A 16,985-nucleotide genomic window follows, 5' to 3' on the forward strand; every position below is an offset into this window, starting at 1 on the left:
GAAGAAGATATCGATTCTCGCTTGGGAAGTGCTTTACCCTCGCTTGCGAAGTTCTCTTGGCCAGAACCGCCGAGGAAGGAACAACTTTATCACCGCCGACTTGAAACGGGCATAAGTGGACGGAGCTGGACGCGGTTCGACCCGCCTCCGGTGGACCCCCTCACCTGACCTGCGCTCCTGGCGCGGCGGCGGGACCGACAGCGCGGCCGCGGTGGCCTCCGCCCTGTGCAGCCCGCGATGCGCGGGCCTGCGCGCGAAAGGGGGTGAGGCGCTCATGGGCACCGGGCGTACGGGACGGCGCGGGGCCAGCGGCTCCTCCGCCGAGCCGCCCGCGGCCACCCGGGCCAGCATGAGCGAGGCCCGTACGGAGTCGAGCCGGGTTTGTGGATCGATCCGGAGCAACGCGTCGAGAACGGGCGCCAGCGGGCCCGCCTTGCTCATCGGGATCGGCTCGCCACTGGTCAGCGCGGCCAGCGCGGCGGCGGCCGTACGGCGACCGTGCAGCCCCCGGCCCTCGACGGCGGTGTAGAGGGTCGCGCCGAGCGACCACAGATCGCCCGCGGGGCTCGCCTTGGAGCCGAGAACCCGCTCGGGCGCGATGTAACCGGCCGACCCGAGGACGATGCCCGCCTGGGTGATGGAGACGTCGCCTTCGAGCGCGGCCAGTCCGAAGTCGGTGAGCACCGCGCGGTCCTCGGTCACCAGCACGTTGCTCGGCTTCACGTCGCGGTGGAGGATGCCCTTGGCATGGACGGCCCGCAGCGCGCCGAGGATCTGCCGGCCGATCTCGGCGGCCCGGCGCGGGTGGAGCGGTCCGTGCTCCTGGATGAGCTGCTCCAGGGACCTGGCCCGGAGCAGCTCCATCACGATCCAGGGACGGTCGTCCTCGGTCACGACGTCGAAGACGGTGATGACCGACGGATGGGCGACCATCGCGGTCGCCCTGCCCTCGCGCTCGGTGCGGGCGCACAACTCGGCGCGCAGCTCCTCGTCGAGGACGGTGGGCAGCCGTACTTCCTTCACCGCCACGTCGCGGTCGAGCAACTCGTCATGCGCCCGCCAAACGGTGCCCATGCCGCCGCGACCAACCGGCTCCACGAGCCGATAGCGCGCGGCGAGAAGGTAACCGGAGGGCGCACGCATGCCAGGCAGCTTACCTATTTGTGTAAACCGACCAGTAGAGGCGGGGCCGATAAATTGTTGCGAACTTAAGTCAACCCGCCTGACTCGTTACGTCAGCGAACCTCCGGGCCACATCCGCCCAGTTGACGAGGCCCCACAGTTTCTCGACGTAGTCCGGACGCACGTTGCGGTACTGCAGATAGTAAGCGTGCTCCCACGCGTCGAACACGAGAAGCGGCGTGGTGTTCATTCCGACGTTCCCGTGGTGGTCGTAGATCTGCTCGACCACCAGCCTGCGGCTCAGCGGCTCCCAGGCCAGCACGCCCCACCCCGAGCCCTGGACGGACGCCGTGGCCGTGGTGAGCTGCTTCTGGAACGCCTCGAACGTGCCGAAATGCTCGTCGATGGCGGTCCTGAGCGCGCCGTCGGGGCGGTCGCCTCCGTCGGGCGAGAGGTTCTCCCAGAAGATCGAGTGCAGGACGTGGCCTGACAGGTTGAACGCGAACGTCTTCTCCAGGCCCACCAGGTTGCCGAAGTCGCCGTCCGCGCGGGCCTCGGCCAGGCGGTCGAGGGTGTCGTTGGCGCCCTTGACGTAGGCGGCGTGGTGCCTGGCGTGGTGCAGCTCCAGGATCTCGCCGGTGATGGCGGGCTCCAGCGCGCCGTAGTCGTAGGGCATGTCGGGAAGGGTGTAGTCGCCCATGGATCCGTCCTCTCGAAGTAGATCTCTGGAGGACACTATTGCAAGTAGTTCGCAAGTGCATCAGACTTGCGACCTAGGTCTCGCCTTGGGCATCGTGGCGAGAGTCAGTTGGGTCCAGTTTGTGCGCGGGCGGCCTGAGCCGCCCGCGCACAGGCGTCCTGTGGGGATTTCTTGGGGTGGGAATTACCCAGGTCAGGGCGCTGTTGTACCTGTTTGTACGCGACGGCAGGGCAGCCGTGTCGAGGCGCCCCCGCAGATCTGTCGTCATCACCCATCGCAGGATTCACACCTGTGACCCGCCGTGCCTCATGCGCGGACGGTGAGCAAAGGAGCACCCCCCGATGGCCAAGCACGCCATGATGACCACGTCCAACATCGCCAAGCTCGCTCTCGGCGCGACCATCGCCGTGACCGCGCTGGGCGCCACTGCCGCCGTCAGCGCCGAGACCGCCCACCGGGCCGCCAAGACCGCCGCGCAGGAGTCGGCCGCGCAGGGTTCCGCGCAGGGCAGGGTGAACGTCACCGCCGCCCAGGTCCTGGCCACCGCCCGCGCCCAGGTCGGCGTCTCCGAGGACGCCAACGGCGGCGGCACCAAGTTCCAGAAGTGGTACGCCGACTCTCCCCGCGCCGCCGAGACCGTCGCCCGTGACGGCGGCAGCCGCCAGGACTACGTGAACGCCGCCTGGTGCTCGATGTTCGTGTCCTGGGTCGGCGAGCAGACCGGCGCCCGCCCGCAGGTCGGCTGGGACGCCTACACCGTCTCGCACGCCAAGTGGTTCGCCTCCAACGGCCGCTGGGGCACCGAGGCAAAGCCCGGCGCCGTCGTCTTCTTCTCCTGGAGCGGCAGCAAGAGCCTGAGCGACATCCAGCACGTCGGCTTCGTCGTCAAGGACAACGGCGACGGCACGATCTCCACGATCGAGGGCAACACCGGCAACGGCAAGGTGGAGGAGCGCGTCCGCCCGACCTCCCAGGTCGTCGGCTACGGGTACCCGTCCTACGCCGCCTGACACCTCGACACGGCGCGCATTCCTGCCCGGGATGCGCGCTTTGTTGTATTACCGCACGTCACGGCGGCTGTGACGCTCGGCACACCCGACTTCTCGATAAATGTGCATGATGCCTAGTAGGGCACTTTCCTCCGTACGGCAGGCTGTTTGACAGGAACCACGGCACGCCGTCAGCAAGATGTAAGGGTGCCGAAAGGGGACGGGGGCATGGTTAGGGACATGAGAGCAGGCGACAACCCAGAAGCGGCTGAAACTGTCGGTGCCGGTCACGAGACTGGGTGAACACGCCGGAGTTCCACCACTGACGACTGAAGTTGAAGGACGTGATGGAGATGCGCCAGACACAGGTTCGCCGCCGGCCGAGGAAGCCGGTCAAGGCCGCACTGGACCTTCGCACGCCGTCGGGGCGACAGTTGCCCTTTTGATCATCAGGAAGCAGGAGCGCCATCTGAGAGGTGCGCGATGATGTGCAGTCACTTTCCCGTATGCCCCAGTGCGGACTCGCCCGACCGTGAGCGTTCGCACGTGATCTCGGCCCACCCCGACCAGGGCTGGAGCCTCCTCTGCAACGGCGTGGTGCTGTTCGAGGACACGGGTCTGCTGCTGCCTGACGGCAGCGTCGTCGCCCCCCACAGAGCGCCCGTCGCCGCCTGAGAGCCCGCGGGCCCCGAGGCCCGGGGGCAACCCCCCGCCGTCCGGTGCCGAGGGGCGTGACCGCCCGCCCGGCACCCTTCGACGCGCTCGGGCCCTACCTGCGCCCGATGCTCAGCACCGGCCCGGTGCGGTCGGTGAAGAAGTCGTCACCCTTGTCGTCGACGACGATGAAGGCGGGGAAGTCCTCGACCTCGATCTTCCACACCGCCTCCATCCCCAGCTCGGGGTATTCGAGCACGTCGACCTTCCTGATGCAGTCCTGGGCGAGCCGGGCGGCCGGGCCGCCGATGGAGCCCAGGTAGAAGCCGCCGTACTTCTGGCACGCCTCGGTCACCTGCTTGGACCTGTTGCCCTTGGCCAGCATGACCATCGAGCCGCCCGCCGCCTGGAAGCGCTCGACGTAGGAGTCCATGCGGCCGGCCGTGGTGGGGCCGAACGAGCCGGAGGCGTAGCCCTCGGGGGTCTTGGCCGGGCCGGCGTAGTAGACCGCGTGGTCCTTGAGGTACTGCGGCATCTCGCCGCCCTCGTCGAGCAGCTCGGCGATCTTGGCGTGCGCGATGTCGCGGGCGACGACGAGCGGGCCGGTGAGCGAGAGCCGCGTCTTGACCGGGTACTTGGTCAGCTCGGCGAGGATCTCCGGCATCGGCCTGTTGAGGTCGACCCGGACGACGTCGTCCGACAGGTGCTCGTCGGTGGTCTCCGGCAGGAAGCGGGCCGGGTCGGTCTCCAGCTTCTCCAGGAACACGCCCTCGGCAGTGATCTTCGCCAGCGCCTGGCGGTCGGCCGAGCACGACACCGCGATGGCCACCGGGCAGGACGCGCCGTGCCGGGGCAGGCGGATCACGCGGACGTCGTGGCAGAAGTACTTGCCGCCGAACTGCGCGCCGATGCCGAGCTTCTGCGTCAGCTCGAAGACCTTGGCCTCCAGCTCCAGGTCGCGGAACCCGTGCCCGGAGGGCGAGCCCTCGGTGGGGATGGAGTCGAGGTAGCGGGCGCTGGCGTACTTGGCGGTCTTGAGCGCGAACTCGGCGGAGGTGCCGCCCACCACCACGGCCAGGTGGTACGGCGGGCAGGCCGCGGTGCCCAGCGAGCGGATCTTCTCCTCCAGGAAGGCCAGCATGCGCTTCTCGTTGAGCACCGCCTTGGTCTCCTGGTAGAGGAACGACTTGTTGGCCGAGCCGCCGCCCTTGGCCATGAACAGCAGCTTGTACTCGTCGGCGTGGCCGTGGGGGTCCTCGGCGTAGAGCTCGATCTGCGCGGGCAGGTTGTTGCCGGTGTTCTTCTCCTCCCACATGGTCAGCGGGGCCATCTGGGAGTAGCGCAGGTTGAGCTTGGTGTAGGCGTCGTAGACGCCGCGCGAGAGGTGCTCGGCGTCGCGGCCGTCGGTCAGCACGTGGCGGCCGCGCTTGCCCATGACGATGGCGGTGCCGGTGTCCTGGCACATCGGCAGCACGCCGCCCGCCGAGATCGAGGCGTTCTTCAGCAGGTCGAGGGCGACGAACCGGTCGTTGCCGCTGGACTCGGGGTCGTCGACGATCTTGCGGAGCTGGGCCAGGTGCGACGTGCGCAGGAAGTGCGAGATGTCGTGGACCGCGGTCTCGGTGAGCAGCCGCAGGGCCTCCGGGGCGACTTCGAGGAACGTACGCCCGGCCGCTTCGACCTTCCGCACCCCCTCCGACGTGATCAGCCGGTACTCGGTCTCATCGGCGCCAAGGGGAAGCAGATCGGTGTAGTCGAAGTCCATGTCCATAGAGGGTACGCCCCCCGTTCACTGGTCATCCCGGGGCCGGTACGGGCTCCGGCGAGCGCCGCGCGGTGAGCCCCACCAGGATGCCCGCGATCACCAGACCGGCCCCCGCGAGGTCGTAGGCGCTGGGCGTCGCGATGCCGAGCACGAGCCCCGTGACGATCGCGCCGACCGGGATGAGCCCGGCGAACAACCCGGCCGCCCCCGGGCCGAGCTTGGGCAGCGAGGTGTACCAGAGGAAGAAGGCCCCGACCGTGACCACCACCGCCAGGTACGAGAAGCCCAGCGTCTCGGGCGCGGTCGGCGTCCGCAACATGGCGGTGCCCTCCTTGACCAGGCCGATCACCGCCAGCATGGGCACGGCCAGCGCCGTCGAGTACGCCGAGACCCGGATCGCCCCCAGCTTCGGCAGCAGGGGGATGGCCAGCATGGAGAAGCTGACCTCGCCCACCAGCGCCCCGAGCGCCCACAGCAGCCCGGTCGGGTTGCCGCTGCCGAGCCCGGTCGCCAGCGTCGCCCCGGCCACCACCACCGCGGCGCCCGCCAGCAGCCGCGGCGCCGGACGCCCCCCGGCCAGCGCGAGCGCCAGCGGCACGGTGCCGAGCACGGTGCCCACCAGCGCCGGTCCCGAGGCCTTGGTGGACTCGACGACGCACACGTTGAAGATCACCAGGCCGAGCAGGGTCAGCCCGCCCAGGTACAGGGTCTCGCGCCGGGTCAGCCGGACGAACCGCAGGCCGAGCACCCTGGTGATGACCAGCAGGATGACGGCGGCCGCGAGGTAGCGCACGGCCTGGCCGCCGTACACCGGGTAGGAGCCGATCAGGCCGGACACCCCGGCCAGGGTGCCCACCAGGAACATGGCTGTGGCGGCTCCGGCGATTCCGTTTCTCATGGGCAGGATGTTAGGGAGACAATGGTTCGTCCAAACAGTCCAATGTCCCGCTATATGACAGGACCAATATGGCCGACCTGCACATCCAGATCAATCGGGATGAGGGAGGGATCGCCGGGCAGATCGCCGCTGAGCTGCGCGAAGGCGTGCGCCTCGGGCGGCTCGTGCCCGGCACCCGCCTGCCCGCCACCCGTGACCTCGCCGCCGACCTCCAGGTCTCCAGGGGCGTGGTGGTGGAGGCGTACGAGCAGCTCGTGGCCGAGGGGTTCCTGGTCTCGCGGGTGGGGGCCGGGACCGAGGTGGCCGCGCTGGGCGCCGTCCGGTCCGCCCTGCCGGGTCCGGTGGCCGACGGCGGGGTCTACGGGCCGTACCACGGGCACCGGGCCACGTCCCCCGACCTCGGGCACTTCCCCAGGGAGCGCTGGCTGGCGGCGGTACGGCACGTCCTGGCCACCGTGCCGTCCGAAGCGCTCGACTACGGCGACCCCGGGGGCGTCCCCGAGCTGCGCGAGGAGCTGGCCGGTTACCTGCGGCGGGTCAGGGCGGCCGACGTGCACCCGGACAACCTGGTCGTCGTGGGCGGCGTGGCCCAGGGGCTGAGCCTGGCGCTGCACGTCCTGGCCCCGCGCGGGGGCCTGCGCCTGATCGTCGAGGACCCCACGAGCCGGCGCCAGGTCCCGCTGCTGGAACGGGCCGGGGCCCGCCTGGTGCCGGTGCCCGTGGGTTGTGACGGCCTGGTCGCGGGTGACATGAAGGGCGAGGCGGCGCTCGTCACGCCCGCGCACCAGTACCCGACGGGCGTCGTGCTCTCCCCGGCCAGGCGGGCCGCGCTCATGGAGTGGGCCGGCGCGGGCGACCGGATGATCCTGGAGGACGACTACGACGCCGAGTTCCGCTACGACCGCGACCCGGTCGGCTGCCTGCAGGGGCTGGCCCCCGACAGGGTGATCCTCACCGGCAGCGTCAGCAAGTCGCTCGCGCCCGGCCTGCGGCTCGGCTGGGTCGCCGCCCCGGCCCACCTGGCCGGCGCGATCCGCCGCGCCCGCAGCGAGCTGGACCTGGGCTCGCCGGTCATCGAGCAGTACGCGCTGGCCCGCTTCCTGCGTACGGGCGGCTACGACAAGCATCTGCGGCGCATGCGCAGGGAGTACCGCCGCCGCAGGGACGCGCTGGTCAGGGCGCTGGCCGAGGAACTGCCGGAGATCCGCGTCCGGGGCATCCAGGCCGGGCTGCACGTCTACCTCGACCTGCCGGACGGCTGGGACGAGCTCCGGGTCGTCCGCGCGGCCCAGAGTCTCGGCCTGTCCGCCGAGCCGGTCGGGCCGATGCGGTTCTCGCCCGGCCCTCCGGCGGTCGTGCTCGGGTTCGCCCGGGTGCCGGTGCATCAGGCGGGGGAGGCCGTCCGAGGCTTAAAAGTCCGTATGTCCGGACATAGTATGGACTGAGGAAGAAACGTGTGACTGGAGGCGGCATGCGGGTCGGACTGCTGGGCCTGGGCCGGATCGGCGCCTTCCACGCCGCGAACCTGGCCGCGCACCCCCTGGTCGACGAGCTGATCGTGGCCGACCCGGTCAGGACGTCGCCGTACGGCAGGCCCGGAGACCCGTTCGACGCCGACGCCGTGGTCATCGCCACGCCGACCGGCACGCACGCCGAGCTGCTGATCCGGGCCTGCGAGCTGGGCGTCCCCGCCCTCTGCGAGAAGCCGGCGGCGAGCACGGTCGCCGAGACGCTCAAGGTGCTGGAGGCGAGCGCGGGCAGACGGGTGGGCATCGGGTTCCAGCGCAGGTTCGACCCGGGCTACCGGGCCGCCCGCGCGGCGCTGCGGGCCGGCGAGCTGGGGGAGCTGCACCGCGTCCACCTGGTCACGGCCGACCCGGTGCCGCCGCCCGCCGAGTACGTCCCGCTGTCCGGCGGGCTCTTCCGCGACTGCCACATCCACGACTTCGACGTCATGCGCTGGGTGACCGGGCGCGAGGTCGTCTCCGTCCACGCCGTCGGCGCGAACCGGGGCGCGGCGTTCTTCGGGGCGGCCGGCGACGTGGACAACAGCGCCGCCCTGCTCACCCTCGACGACGGCACGCTGGTCACCCTCCAGGGCTCCCGCTACAACGGCGCGGGTTACGACGTGCGCATGGAGCTGGCGGGCACGAAGGGCACCCAGGCGGTCGGGCTCGGCCCGCGTGCCCCGCTGCGCAGCTCCGAGGGCCTGCAACCGCCCGGACCGCCCTGGCCCGACTTCGTGGCCAGGTTCGGCCCGGCGTACGCGGCCGAGATCGACGCCTTCCTGCGCGGCGGCGAGGGCCTGTGCCCGATCGAGGACGCCCTGGCCGCCCTGTACGTCGCCGAGGCCGCCGACCTGTCGCTGCGCGAGTCCCGTCCCGTCCAGGTGGCCGAGGTGCGGGGCTGACCCGGGGGCGTCACGCCTTCGCGACGACCCGCTTGGGCGCGAAGCCCGGCGCGAGCACGATGATCACGCCCGCCAGCAGCAGCGGCGCGACGAACGCCACCCGCCAGTCCACGGCGTCGGCGAGGCCGCCGATCAGCGCGGCCCCCACGATGAAGCCCACGTAGTTGAAGAGGTTCACCCGGGCGATGGCCACCCCGGTGCCCGCCGGGTCCAGCTTGCCCGCCGCCGAGAACGACTGTGGCGCCACCACCGACAACCCCAGCCCGGTCAGCCCGAACGCGACGATCGCCAGCGGCTGGCTCGGGGCCACCACGACGCCGAGGAAGCCCAGCGTGGCCAGCGCGCCGCCGAGCCGGACGATGGCCGCGGGGCCGTAGCGGCGCACCGCGACGTCGCCGCCGAGCCGTACGGCCAGGGTCGCGCCCTGGTAGACGCTGTAGGCCAGCTTCGCCACGCTGTCCTGGGCCAGCAGCGCCTTGCCCATGAAGACGGTCGCGAAGTTCGACACCGCGGCGTCGCCGATGTAGAGGAAGCCCATGGCCAGGCAGAGCGGGATGATCGGCCGCCAGGGGAACTTGCCGGTCGGGGCCTCGACGACGTTCTCGACCTTCTCCTCGCTGATCGTGCACAGCTTCGGCCCGGCGTAGAGCGAGCCGGCCACCGCCAGGACCATGGGGACGGCCATCGTGACCGCCAGCGAGATCCGGTGGTCGGCCGCGAACACCGCCCACAGGGCCCCCGCGAGGCTGAGGACGCTCCACAGGCTGTGGAAGCCGTTCAGCACGGCGGTGCCGTACCGGCGTTCGACGGCCACGCCCTGCATGTTCATGCCCGCGTCCACCGCGCCGACCGCCAGGCCGAACAGCAGCAGGGCGGGCACGGCCAGCGGCACCGAGGGCGCGAGGCCGGTGAGCACCACGGCGAGCGCCACCACGGGCTGCGCGACCCGCAGGAGCAGCTTGCTGCCGTACCGGGCGGCGAACGTCCCCGCGCCGACGCTGCCCACGCCGGCGAAGACGGGCACGATCAGCAACAGGAGCGTGAGCGCCCCGTCGGTGAGCTCCAGCTTGGTCTGGAGGCTGGCCACCTGGACGAGCACGGTGGCGAAGGAGAGGCCCTGCACGCCGTACACGACGAACGTGGCGGTACGGGCCTGGCGATCACGCGGGGACGGCACGACGGCCTCCTGATCGGGGGGGAATCAAACGTGAGGCGGAGTCAGGTTAGCGGCTGGTCAGGGCCGTACGCCAGCAGCAGATAGGGTGCCGGGGTGAAGCGGGGCTACGCGACCGGCGAGGCGCGCAAGGAGCGCATTCTCGCGGTCGCGCTCCTGGAGTTCGCCGAGCACGGCTACCGCGGCGCCTCGCTGGCCCGCATCGCCGAGCGGGTCGAGCTCTCCCAGGCCGGGCTGCTGCACCACTTCAGGAGCAAGGACCGTCTCCTCGTCGCGGTGCTCGACTACCGCGACGAGCTCGACCAGCGCAGGTTCGGCACCGGCCGCGACGGCGGCGCCGACGCCCTGCGCGCCCTGGCCGACGTCGTCGACCACAACGCGCGGGTGCCGGGCCTCGTCCAGCTCTTCTCGGTGATCAGCGGCGAGGCGGTGACCCCCGGCCACCCCGGCCACGAGTGGGCCAGGCGGCGCTACCGGCGGCTGCGCGCCGACGTGGCCGCCGCGCTGCGCGCGGGCGTCGAACGCGGTGAGTTCCGGGCCGGCCTCGACGCCGAGGCCCACGCCGACCGCCTGATCGCGATGATGGACGGCCTCCAGACCCAGTGGCTGATCGACCCCGACCAGGTGGACATGGCGGCCGTCTTCCGCGGTTACGTGGACGACCTCATCGCCGCTCTACGGCCCGCCTGACCGCCTGGGCGGGCTCGGTCTCCGCCAGCCGCCCGGCCGCCCACACCCCGAGGGCCAGCAACGCGGCCACCTCGGTGCCGGCCAGCACACGTTCGACCAGGCCGAGGGGCATGACCCGGTACCACGGCAGCCCATGGCGGGCGCCGATGACCATCGCCGTGCCGATGCCCACGACCCACAACGCCGAGCACACCCCCAGCCCGAACGCCACCACCGCCGACCTGCGGCGCTCCCGGTGCCGCCAGGGCCGGGCGATGATCACGGCGGCCAGCGGCAGGCTCAGGAAGGCCACGAAGCTGCCGACCCGGTGGATGCTGCCGCTCATGCTCGGGCCGACCGCCCAGTCGTTCTTGTGGAACGCGGCCGTCAGGAGCAGCCCGACGCTCCAGCCCATGAGCGCGATCGTGCCGACCGCCCCGGCCAGGCGTCTGCGCGCCAGCGAGACGCCGATGGCCGCCGACCCGGCCGCCAGCAGCCCCACCGCGAGCCCGAAGATCCACCCGCCGGGGCCGAGCCCGTGCTCGCTGATCGTGCGCCTGAACGGGTTCGTCTCGGCGAGGCTGGTCAGCTCCAGGCCCACGATCACGGAGATGCCCACCCCCGCCGCGCCGAGCCCCCATCGTGCCGGTTGATGCACGCCCGCCTCCCGGGATCGGCCGCCAGAAGCCTTCGCGTGGATCAACGGCGGAACGCGCCGGACGATTCCGGCGTAGCGCCCACCGGCGCGCTGACGTGCACAGTTCGCTCCACCGTCGCGCTCTCCCCACCCGCTCGACCGGCGCGCCGACGCGAACGGAGAGCAGGCCCGGGAGAGCGGCGCGTTGCTCGGGCGGATTCGCGGATGTGCGCCCTGTTGGTCCGCTCTTGGGCGAGCGAATACCCGGGCCGCCGGATATCGTCAGAAGTGTGAACGAACGCGCGGGATCGTGGTTGCCGAAGCTGCAGGAAGTCGGAGAGCGGCTTGCCGAAGAGTTCGTGACGTCCCGGCGCGCGTCGTCCGCGCCCGGCCTGCCGCAGCCGCACGAACTGCGCGCCTCCGACGCCGACCGCGAACGCATCGCGCAGGTTCTCCAGGACGCCCACGCCGACGGCCGGCTCGACCTCGTCGAGCTGGAGGAGCGGCTCGGCGTCGTCTACTCCGCGCGCACGCTCGGCGACCTGGCCGGGCTCACCGCGGACCTGCTCCCGGCCGAGGAGCAGCCGCTCAACCTCGACGGCCGGCCGGTGTCGGCCATCTTCAAGAAGGAGCAGCGCGGCGGGCGCTGGGTGGTGCCCGCCGAGCTCGACGTCACGGCCATGTTCGGCACGACCAAGCTGGACTTCCGCGACGCGATCCTGCAGAACAGCCGGATCGTCATCAACGCCACCCTGGTCTTCGGCGGCCTGGAGATCCACGTGCCGGAGGACCTTGAGGTGATCAGGGTCACCAAGGACAAGACCGTCCGCCTGACCAGGGAGCCGGCCGAGCCCGGCGGGCCCGTGGTCGAGGTGCGCACCACGAACTTCGCCGGCGAGGTCAAGGTCAAGGAACCGCCCAAGCGCAAACGCCGCCGCTGAGAAGGGTCAGCCGGCCGTGTCGAAGTTGATCGCGCTGTAGGCGCGCAGCTTCCACAGCTGGTGCTCGCTCTCGATCTTCCTGATGGTCCCCGACCGGCCGCGCATCACCAGCGAGCTGGTCACCGCCGCGCCCGACCTGAACCGCACGCCCTGCATCAGCTCGCCCTGGGTGATGCCGGTCGCGGCGAAGAACACGTCGTCCGACCTGACCAGGTCGTTCGTGGTGAGCACCTGGCTGAGGTCGTGCCCGGCGTCGATGGCCTTGCCGCGCTCGGCGTCGTCCCGCGGCCACAGCCGGCCCTGGATCACGCCGCCCAGGCACTTGAGCGCGCACGCGGCCACGATGCCCTCGGGCGTGCCGCCGATGCCCAGCATCAGGTCGATGCCGGTGCCCGCGCGGGCCGCCATGATCGCGCCGGCCACGTCGCCGTCCACGATGAACTTGATCCGCGCGCCCGTCTCCCTGATCTCCTTGACCAGCCTCTCGTGCCGCGGCCGGTCCAGCACGACCACCGTGACGTCGGACGGCGAGCAGTGCTTGGCCCTGGCCACCGCGTTGATGTTGTCGGCCACCGACGCCTCGATGTTCACCACATCGGCCGCCTCCGGCCCGGTGACCAGCTTCTCCATGTAGAACACCGCGGACGGGTCGTACATCGAGCCGCGCTCGCTCACCGCGATCACCGACACCGCGTCCGGCATGCCGAGCGCCGTCAGCCTGGTCCCGTCGATCGGGTCCACCGCCACGTCGCAGTCGGGGCCGCTGCCGTCGCCTACGCGCTCGCCGTTGTACAACATCGGGGCGTGGTCCTTCTCGCCCTCCCCGATGACCACCACGCCGTTCATCGACACGGTGTTGATCAGTTGGCGCATGGCGTTGACCGCCGCGCCGTCGGCGCCGTTCTTGTCGCCGCGGCCCACCCAGCGGGCCGCGGCCATGGCGGCCGCCTCCGTCACGCGTACCAGCTCCATCGCCAGGTTGCGGTCGGGGGCGTGCTCGCCCGTCGCGAGCGCTGCCGGTACCGACGTCTGATCGGACATGCTGAGCCTCCTCGTTGAGAACACTCTCGATCGTAGTTGCCGGTCTATTCCCGGTCAGAGGGGGATAATCTGCCCACTCCTGCATGCTCCTCCGCACGAGGGCCGCCGCGTGATGGTCAGGGACCGGCGAAAAGGGATATCTATATGGGTGCCCGCATGACGGAGAACGGATTTTGCGCCATATCGCGTGCGCGTCGAAGATCTCGCCTCCACCATGGACATGCGCCCCCGCCGTGGAGGAGATCGAATGAGCGAAGTGGAACACGCGGTGACCCAGCCGCGCACGTCCGAGCGGGGAGCTGCGACGCGGAGCTCGCTGCTGGCCGCCGCGAGGGAGGTCTTCGTCTCCAAGGGCTTCGCCGAGTCCGGCGTGACGGACGTCGTCGCCAGGGCCGACGCCAGCGTGGGCAGCCTCTACCATCACTTCTCCGGCAAGGCCGACCTCTACCTCACGTTGTGGGAGGAATGGCAGGCCCGGCAGGCCCAGCGCACCAAGCAGGCCGCCCGTACGGCCCGCGCCGCCGGCGAGGGCGACCCCATGCGGGTGTTCCTCGACGCCGCCCGCGCCTACCTCGAAGGCTGCCTGGAGGAGCGCGAGCTGGCCGTCCTGTTCCTGCGCGGCGACGGCCCGCCCGGCTTCGAGGTGGTCATGCGCGACCGGCTGCGCACGTGGGCCCAGCGCAACGCCGCCCTGTTCGAGGACGAGCCCGCGCTCGTCGTCGTGGTCACCGGCGCCCTGGCCGCGGCCGTCAGCGAGATCGTCTTCTCCGGCGACCGCGCGATGGTCGACCAGGTGCTCGCGATCATCGGCCAGATCAGGCCCGCCACTTCGGCGACCGCGCCCGCCAGCGGGTAACCTCGCCAAGTGTGCGACGGTTCACCCAAGGTTTCTACGGCTACGCGGTAGCCCTCTTCGTGTGCATGGCGGGCGTGGGGCTCTTCATGCTCGTGGCTCCGCAGAGCCGTGAGGAGCACATCCCGCGGCTCGACTACTCCATCACCGTCGCCAACTTCGGGCACGGCGTGCCCTACCAGGTGTGGTCCCCGCAGAAGGACCCGGCGGGCTGGGTGCCCAACAGCAACCGGATCGCCAAGGGCCAGAACGGCGCCCAGGTGCTCTACCTCGGCTACGCCACCGCCGCGCGCCAGCACGCCATGTTCGCCCAGAGCGACGAGAAGCCGGCCGCCGAGTTCGCCAACCGCATGACCGGCATCGCCAAGCCGTCCGGCAGCCAGCAGGTCGGCGGGGTCACGTGGGAGAAGCGCTTCCGCGAGGACAAGAACCAGCGCTCGCTCGTACGCGTGCTCCCCGACGTCACCCTCGTGATCACCGGCACGGCCGACTGGCCCGAGCTGACCGAGCTGGCCGGGCTCCTCCAGCAGCGCGCCAAGGGATGACCCGGGCCGGGCGCGGCGGCGTCTAGGGTGGTTGCCGTGGCAGACGAGAAGACACCTTCGTACGAGCAGGCCCGCGAGGAGCTGACCGAGGTGGTGCGCCGCCTGGAGACGGGCGGGCTGACCCTGGAGCAGTCGATCGAGCTCTGGGAGCGCGGCGAGAAGCTCGCGGCCGTCTGCGAGGAGTGGCTCCAGGGCGCCCGGGTCAAGCTCGCCGCCGCCATGGCCAGGCGCTCGGAGCCGGGCGCCGACGACGCCCCCTTCTGATCCGCCGTCCCGAACCGTCAGGAGCCGGTGCGGCTCAGCGCCACCACCGGGATGCGGCGGCTGGTCTTGGCCTCGTACTCCGCGAAGCCGGGGGCGATCTCGACCATGCGGGCGTAGAGCCGGTCACGCTCGTCGCCCTCGATGAAGTCGGCCTTCACCTCGAACGTCTCGGTGCCGATCTCGGCGGTAGCCGCGGGGTTGGCGCGCAGGTTGTGGTACCAGGCCGGGTGGTTGTCGGCGCCCGCGTTGGAGGCGATGATCACATAGCGGTCGCCGTCGGCCAGGTACATCACCGGCGTGGTCGTGCGGTTGCCGCTCTTGGCGCCCGTCGTCGTGAGCAGCACCAGCGACGCGCCCTCGAACGGGCCGCCCACCCGGCCCTCGTTGGCCCGGAATTCGTCGATGATCTGCTGGTTGAACGAATTGGTCATCTCAGCTCCTCATAATCGGAGAGTTCTCCGATTCGGAGAATACCGGAGAGCTCTCCGCTGACAAGCGGGGTTATGCTCCAGGCGTGTGCGCACGTGACCTGCTGCCCATCGTCGGGCAACCCCAGCCCGAGCGGGCCGACGCCGCGCGCAACCGCCGGAAGATCATCGAGGTGGCCGCCACGATGATCGCCGAACGCGGCGCGGACGAGCTCTCGCTCGACGAGGTGGCCAAGGCCGCCTGCGTGGGGGTGGGCACCGTCTACCGGCGCTTCGGCGACCGGGCGGGGCTCGTCCTCGCGCTGATCGACGAGCGGGAGCGGCGGTTCCAGGCGGCGTTCCTGAGCGGCCCGCCGCCGCTCGGGCCCGGCGCGCCGCCGGCCGAGCGGGTCACGGCCTTCCTGCACGCGCTGGTCGACCGCATCGTCGAGCAGCAGGACCTGTTCCTGCTGCTGGAGAACGGGCCGGGCAAGGCGCGCTACAGCGGGCCGTACCGGGTGCATCAGGTGCACCTGGCGGGCCTGCTCGCCGAGGTCCGTCCGGGGGCCCACGTCGCCTACCTGGCCGACGCGCTGCTCGCGCCGGTCACCGCCTGGCTGATCAAGTTCCAGCGGGAGGAGCGGGGCATGACGGTGGAGGGCGTCAAGGCCGGTCTCGCCGACCTGGCCGCCGCCGTCGTGCGCGGGCCCTAGTCCTCCGTACGGACCGAGAGCCGGTCGTCGCTGAGCCGGATCGTCAGCGAAGTGCCCGGCGGCACGTCCTTGGCCAGGCGTACGACCTCGCCCGACGGATGTTGCACGATCGCGTAGCCGCGTTCCAGCGTGGCCGCCGGGGACAGCGCGACCAGGCGGGCCCGCAGGTGCGTGAGGTCGTCGGCGGCCCGGTCGAGCGAGCCGGTCAGCGAGCGCCTGGCCCGCTCCCGCAGCGCGTCGACCTGCTCGGCCCGGCGTTCGAGCTCGCGCACCGGATCGGCCAGCGAGGGCCGCGAGCGCACCGACGTCAGCCACGACATCTCGCGGTCGAGCCAGCCGTTGAGCACCCGGCGCCCGCGGTCGCGCAGCTGGCGGATCAGAGCGAGCTGCTCGCCCACGTCGGGGACGACCTTCTTGGCGGCGTCGGTGGGCGTGGAGGCGCGTACGTCGGCCACCAGGTCGAGCAGCGGGCTGTCCTGCTCATGGCCGATCGCGCTGACCACGGGGGTGCGGCAGGCGGCCACCGCGCGCACGAGGGTCTCGTCGGAGAACGGCAGCAGGTCCTCCAGCGAGCCGCCGCCGCGGGCCACGACGATCACCTCGACCTCGGGGTCGGCGTCCAGCTTGCGCAGCGCCTCGGTGACCTCCCCGACCGCGTACGGCCCCTGGACGGCCACCTCCTCCACCTTGAACCGCACGGCCGGCCAGCGGCGGCGGGCGTTCTCCAGCACGTCGCGCTCGGCGGCCGAGTCGCGCCCGCAGACGAGCCCGATCGTGCCCGGCAGGAACGGCAGCCGCCGCTTCCTGTCGGCGTTGAACAGCCCCTCGGTGGCCAGCAGCCGGCGCAGCCGCTCCAGCCTGGCCAGCAGCTCGCCCACGCCGACGGGCCGGATCTCCATCGCCGTGAAGGCGAACGAGCCCTTGTTGACCCAGAAGTCCGGCTTGACGTGCACCACGACCCTCGCCCCGTCGGACGGGCGCGGCTCGGCGGCCTCGTAGACGCCGCGCGGAGCCGTGACCCGGGCCGAGACGTTGGCCACCGGGTCACGCAGGGTCAGGAACACCGTGCCGCCGCGGGCGCTCAGATCGGTGATCTGGCCCTCGACCCACACCGTGCCGAGCCTGCCGATCCAGCCGCCCACCATCTGCAGGACCGTGCGGATCGGCAGCGGAGACTCGGGTGTGGTCTTCGAGGTCATGGCG

General features: G+C 71.4%; 19 protein-coding genes. 10 read left to right on the top strand and 9 right to left on the bottom strand.

All coding sequences use genetic code 11. From position 1 onward, the window contains the following. Nucleotides 1–33 precede the first annotated feature (33 nt). Both ACIA8R_RS13905 and ACIA8R_RS13910 read right to left on the bottom strand, forming a co-directional pair. Nucleotides 34–1,143, bottom strand: coding sequence for a protein kinase (locus ACIA8R_RS13905; protein WP_397038504.1), 1,110 nt, complete (start codon nucleotides 1,141–1,143; stop codon nucleotides 34–36). A gap of 70 nt (nucleotides 1,144–1,213) precedes the next feature. Beyond that, nucleotides 1,214–1,822: a superoxide dismutase gene (locus ACIA8R_RS13910; protein WP_364097511.1), complete on the bottom strand. Its 609-nt coding sequence runs from the start codon at nucleotides 1,820–1,822 to the stop codon at nucleotides 1,214–1,216. 341 nt (nucleotides 1,823–2,163) lie between these two features. On the opposite strand from ACIA8R_RS13910, the gene ACIA8R_RS13915 reads away from it, so the two are divergent. Both ACIA8R_RS13915 and ACIA8R_RS13920 read left to right on the top strand, forming a co-directional pair. Then, a complete protein-coding gene (locus ACIA8R_RS13915) occupies nucleotides 2,164–2,832 on the top strand; it encodes a CHAP domain-containing protein (RefSeq protein WP_397038506.1) in 669 nt (222 codons plus the stop codon). 465 nt (nucleotides 2,833–3,297) lie between these two features. Then, a complete protein-coding gene (locus ACIA8R_RS13920; RefSeq protein WP_352327892.1) occupies nucleotides 3,298–3,486 on the top strand; it encodes a DUF5999 family protein in 189 nt (62 codons plus the stop codon). A 94-nt stretch (nucleotides 3,487–3,580) separates the two neighbouring features. On the opposite strand, the gene ACIA8R_RS13925 is transcribed toward ACIA8R_RS13920, so the two are convergent. Both ACIA8R_RS13925 and ACIA8R_RS13930 read right to left on the bottom strand, forming a co-directional pair. Next, the gene (locus tag ACIA8R_RS13925) at nucleotides 3,581–5,230 is read right to left on the bottom strand and encodes a fumarate hydratase (RefSeq protein WP_397038508.1); all 1,650 of its coding nucleotides are present in this window, start codon (nucleotides 5,228–5,230) and stop codon (nucleotides 3,581–3,583) included. A 31-nt stretch (nucleotides 5,231–5,261) separates the two neighbouring features. Further along, a complete protein-coding gene (locus ACIA8R_RS13930) occupies nucleotides 5,262–6,128 on the bottom strand; it encodes a DMT family transporter (RefSeq protein WP_357704101.1) in 867 nt (288 codons plus the stop codon). Nucleotides 6,129–6,196: 68 nt separating this feature from the next. On the opposite strand from ACIA8R_RS13930, the gene ACIA8R_RS13935 reads away from it, so the two are divergent. Together ACIA8R_RS13935 and ACIA8R_RS13940 are read left to right on the top strand one after the other, a co-directional pair. After that, complete coding sequence (locus ACIA8R_RS13935) at nucleotides 6,197–7,573, top strand: PLP-dependent aminotransferase family protein (RefSeq protein ID WP_397038510.1); 1,377 nt, start codon at nucleotides 6,197–6,199, stop codon at nucleotides 7,571–7,573. A 26-nt stretch (nucleotides 7,574–7,599) separates the two neighbouring features. Next, nucleotides 7,600–8,538: a Gfo/Idh/MocA family oxidoreductase gene (locus ACIA8R_RS13940; protein WP_397038512.1), complete on the top strand. Its 939-nt coding sequence runs from the start codon at nucleotides 7,600–7,602 to the stop codon at nucleotides 8,536–8,538. Nucleotides 8,539–8,548: 10 nt separating this feature from the next. Here ACIA8R_RS13940 and ACIA8R_RS13945 read toward each other — a convergent pair whose 3' ends face one another. Then, entirely contained in the window at nucleotides 8,549–9,715 is a 1,167-nt protein-coding gene (locus ACIA8R_RS13945; RefSeq protein ID WP_397038514.1) for an MFS transporter, read from the bottom strand. Between the two features lie 93 nt (nucleotides 9,716–9,808). Between ACIA8R_RS13945 and ACIA8R_RS13950 the strand changes: the two genes are divergently transcribed. Beyond that, complete coding sequence (locus ACIA8R_RS13950; protein ID WP_357704109.1) at nucleotides 9,809–10,402, top strand: TetR/AcrR family transcriptional regulator; 594 nt, start codon at nucleotides 9,809–9,811, stop codon at nucleotides 10,400–10,402. On the opposite strand, the gene ACIA8R_RS13955 is transcribed toward ACIA8R_RS13950, so the two are convergent. Further along, the gene (locus ACIA8R_RS13955; protein WP_357704111.1) at nucleotides 10,377–11,039 is read right to left on the bottom strand and encodes a DUF998 domain-containing protein; all 663 of its coding nucleotides are present in this window, start codon (nucleotides 11,037–11,039) and stop codon (nucleotides 10,377–10,379) included. The two genes, ACIA8R_RS13950 and ACIA8R_RS13955, sit on opposite strands and share 26 nt — an antisense overlap. Before the next feature lie 269 nt (nucleotides 11,040–11,308). On the opposite strand from ACIA8R_RS13955, the gene ACIA8R_RS13960 reads away from it, so the two are divergent. Next, nucleotides 11,309–11,959, top strand: coding sequence for a DUF1707 domain-containing protein (locus tag ACIA8R_RS13960; protein WP_357704113.1), 651 nt, complete (start codon nucleotides 11,309–11,311; stop codon nucleotides 11,957–11,959). 6 nt (nucleotides 11,960–11,965) lie between these two features. On the opposite strand, the gene glpX is transcribed toward ACIA8R_RS13960, so the two are convergent. After that, nucleotides 11,966–13,000 carry a class II fructose-bisphosphatase gene (gene glpX, locus ACIA8R_RS13965; protein ID WP_364098562.1) on the bottom strand — a complete coding sequence of 345 codons (1,035 nt, stop codon included), beginning with the start codon at nucleotides 12,998–13,000 and terminating at the stop codon, nucleotides 11,966–11,968. Between the two features lie 247 nt (nucleotides 13,001–13,247). Between glpX and ACIA8R_RS13970 the strand changes: the two genes are divergently transcribed. From ACIA8R_RS13970 to ACIA8R_RS13980, 3 genes are read left to right on the top strand one after another with little or no spacing between them, the layout of a single operon-like run. Then, nucleotides 13,248–13,856, top strand: coding sequence for a TetR/AcrR family transcriptional regulator (locus ACIA8R_RS13970; protein ID WP_357704117.1), 609 nt, complete (start codon nucleotides 13,248–13,250; stop codon nucleotides 13,854–13,856). An 11-nt stretch (nucleotides 13,857–13,867) separates the two neighbouring features. Then, nucleotides 13,868–14,398, top strand: a complete 531-nt coding sequence (locus ACIA8R_RS13975) for a DUF4245 domain-containing protein (RefSeq protein ID WP_357704119.1) — start codon at nucleotides 13,868–13,870, stop codon at nucleotides 14,396–14,398. 36 nt (nucleotides 14,399–14,434) lie between these two features. Beyond that, entirely contained in the window at nucleotides 14,435–14,662 is a 228-nt protein-coding gene (locus ACIA8R_RS13980) for an exodeoxyribonuclease VII small subunit (RefSeq protein WP_125636712.1), read from the top strand. A gap of 17 nt (nucleotides 14,663–14,679) precedes the next feature. Here the strand turns inward: ACIA8R_RS13980 and ACIA8R_RS13985 are convergent, their stop codons facing one another. Continuing rightward, nucleotides 14,680–15,093 carry a nitroreductase family deazaflavin-dependent oxidoreductase gene (locus ACIA8R_RS13985; RefSeq protein WP_397038518.1) on the bottom strand — a complete coding sequence of 138 codons (414 nt, stop codon included), beginning with the start codon at nucleotides 15,091–15,093 and terminating at the stop codon, nucleotides 14,680–14,682. Between the two features lie 83 nt (nucleotides 15,094–15,176). Here ACIA8R_RS13985 and ACIA8R_RS13990 point away from each other — a divergent pair, with 83 nt between their 5' ends. Continuing rightward, a complete protein-coding gene (locus ACIA8R_RS13990; protein ID WP_357704123.1) occupies nucleotides 15,177–15,782 on the top strand; it encodes a helix-turn-helix domain-containing protein in 606 nt (201 codons plus the stop codon). Here ACIA8R_RS13990 and xseA read toward each other — a convergent pair. Beyond that, nucleotides 15,779–16,981 carry an exodeoxyribonuclease VII large subunit gene (xseA, locus tag ACIA8R_RS13995; protein WP_397038521.1) on the bottom strand — a complete coding sequence of 401 codons (1,203 nt, stop codon included), beginning with the start codon at nucleotides 16,979–16,981 and terminating at the stop codon, nucleotides 15,779–15,781. The two genes, ACIA8R_RS13990 and xseA, sit on opposite strands and share 4 nt — an antisense overlap. Between the last annotated feature and the right edge of the window lie 4 nt (nucleotides 16,982–16,985).

Source organism: Nonomuraea sp. NPDC051191 (genome assembly GCF_044455665.1).
Lineage (GTDB): Bacteria > Actinomycetota > Actinomycetes > Streptosporangiales > Streptosporangiaceae > Nonomuraea.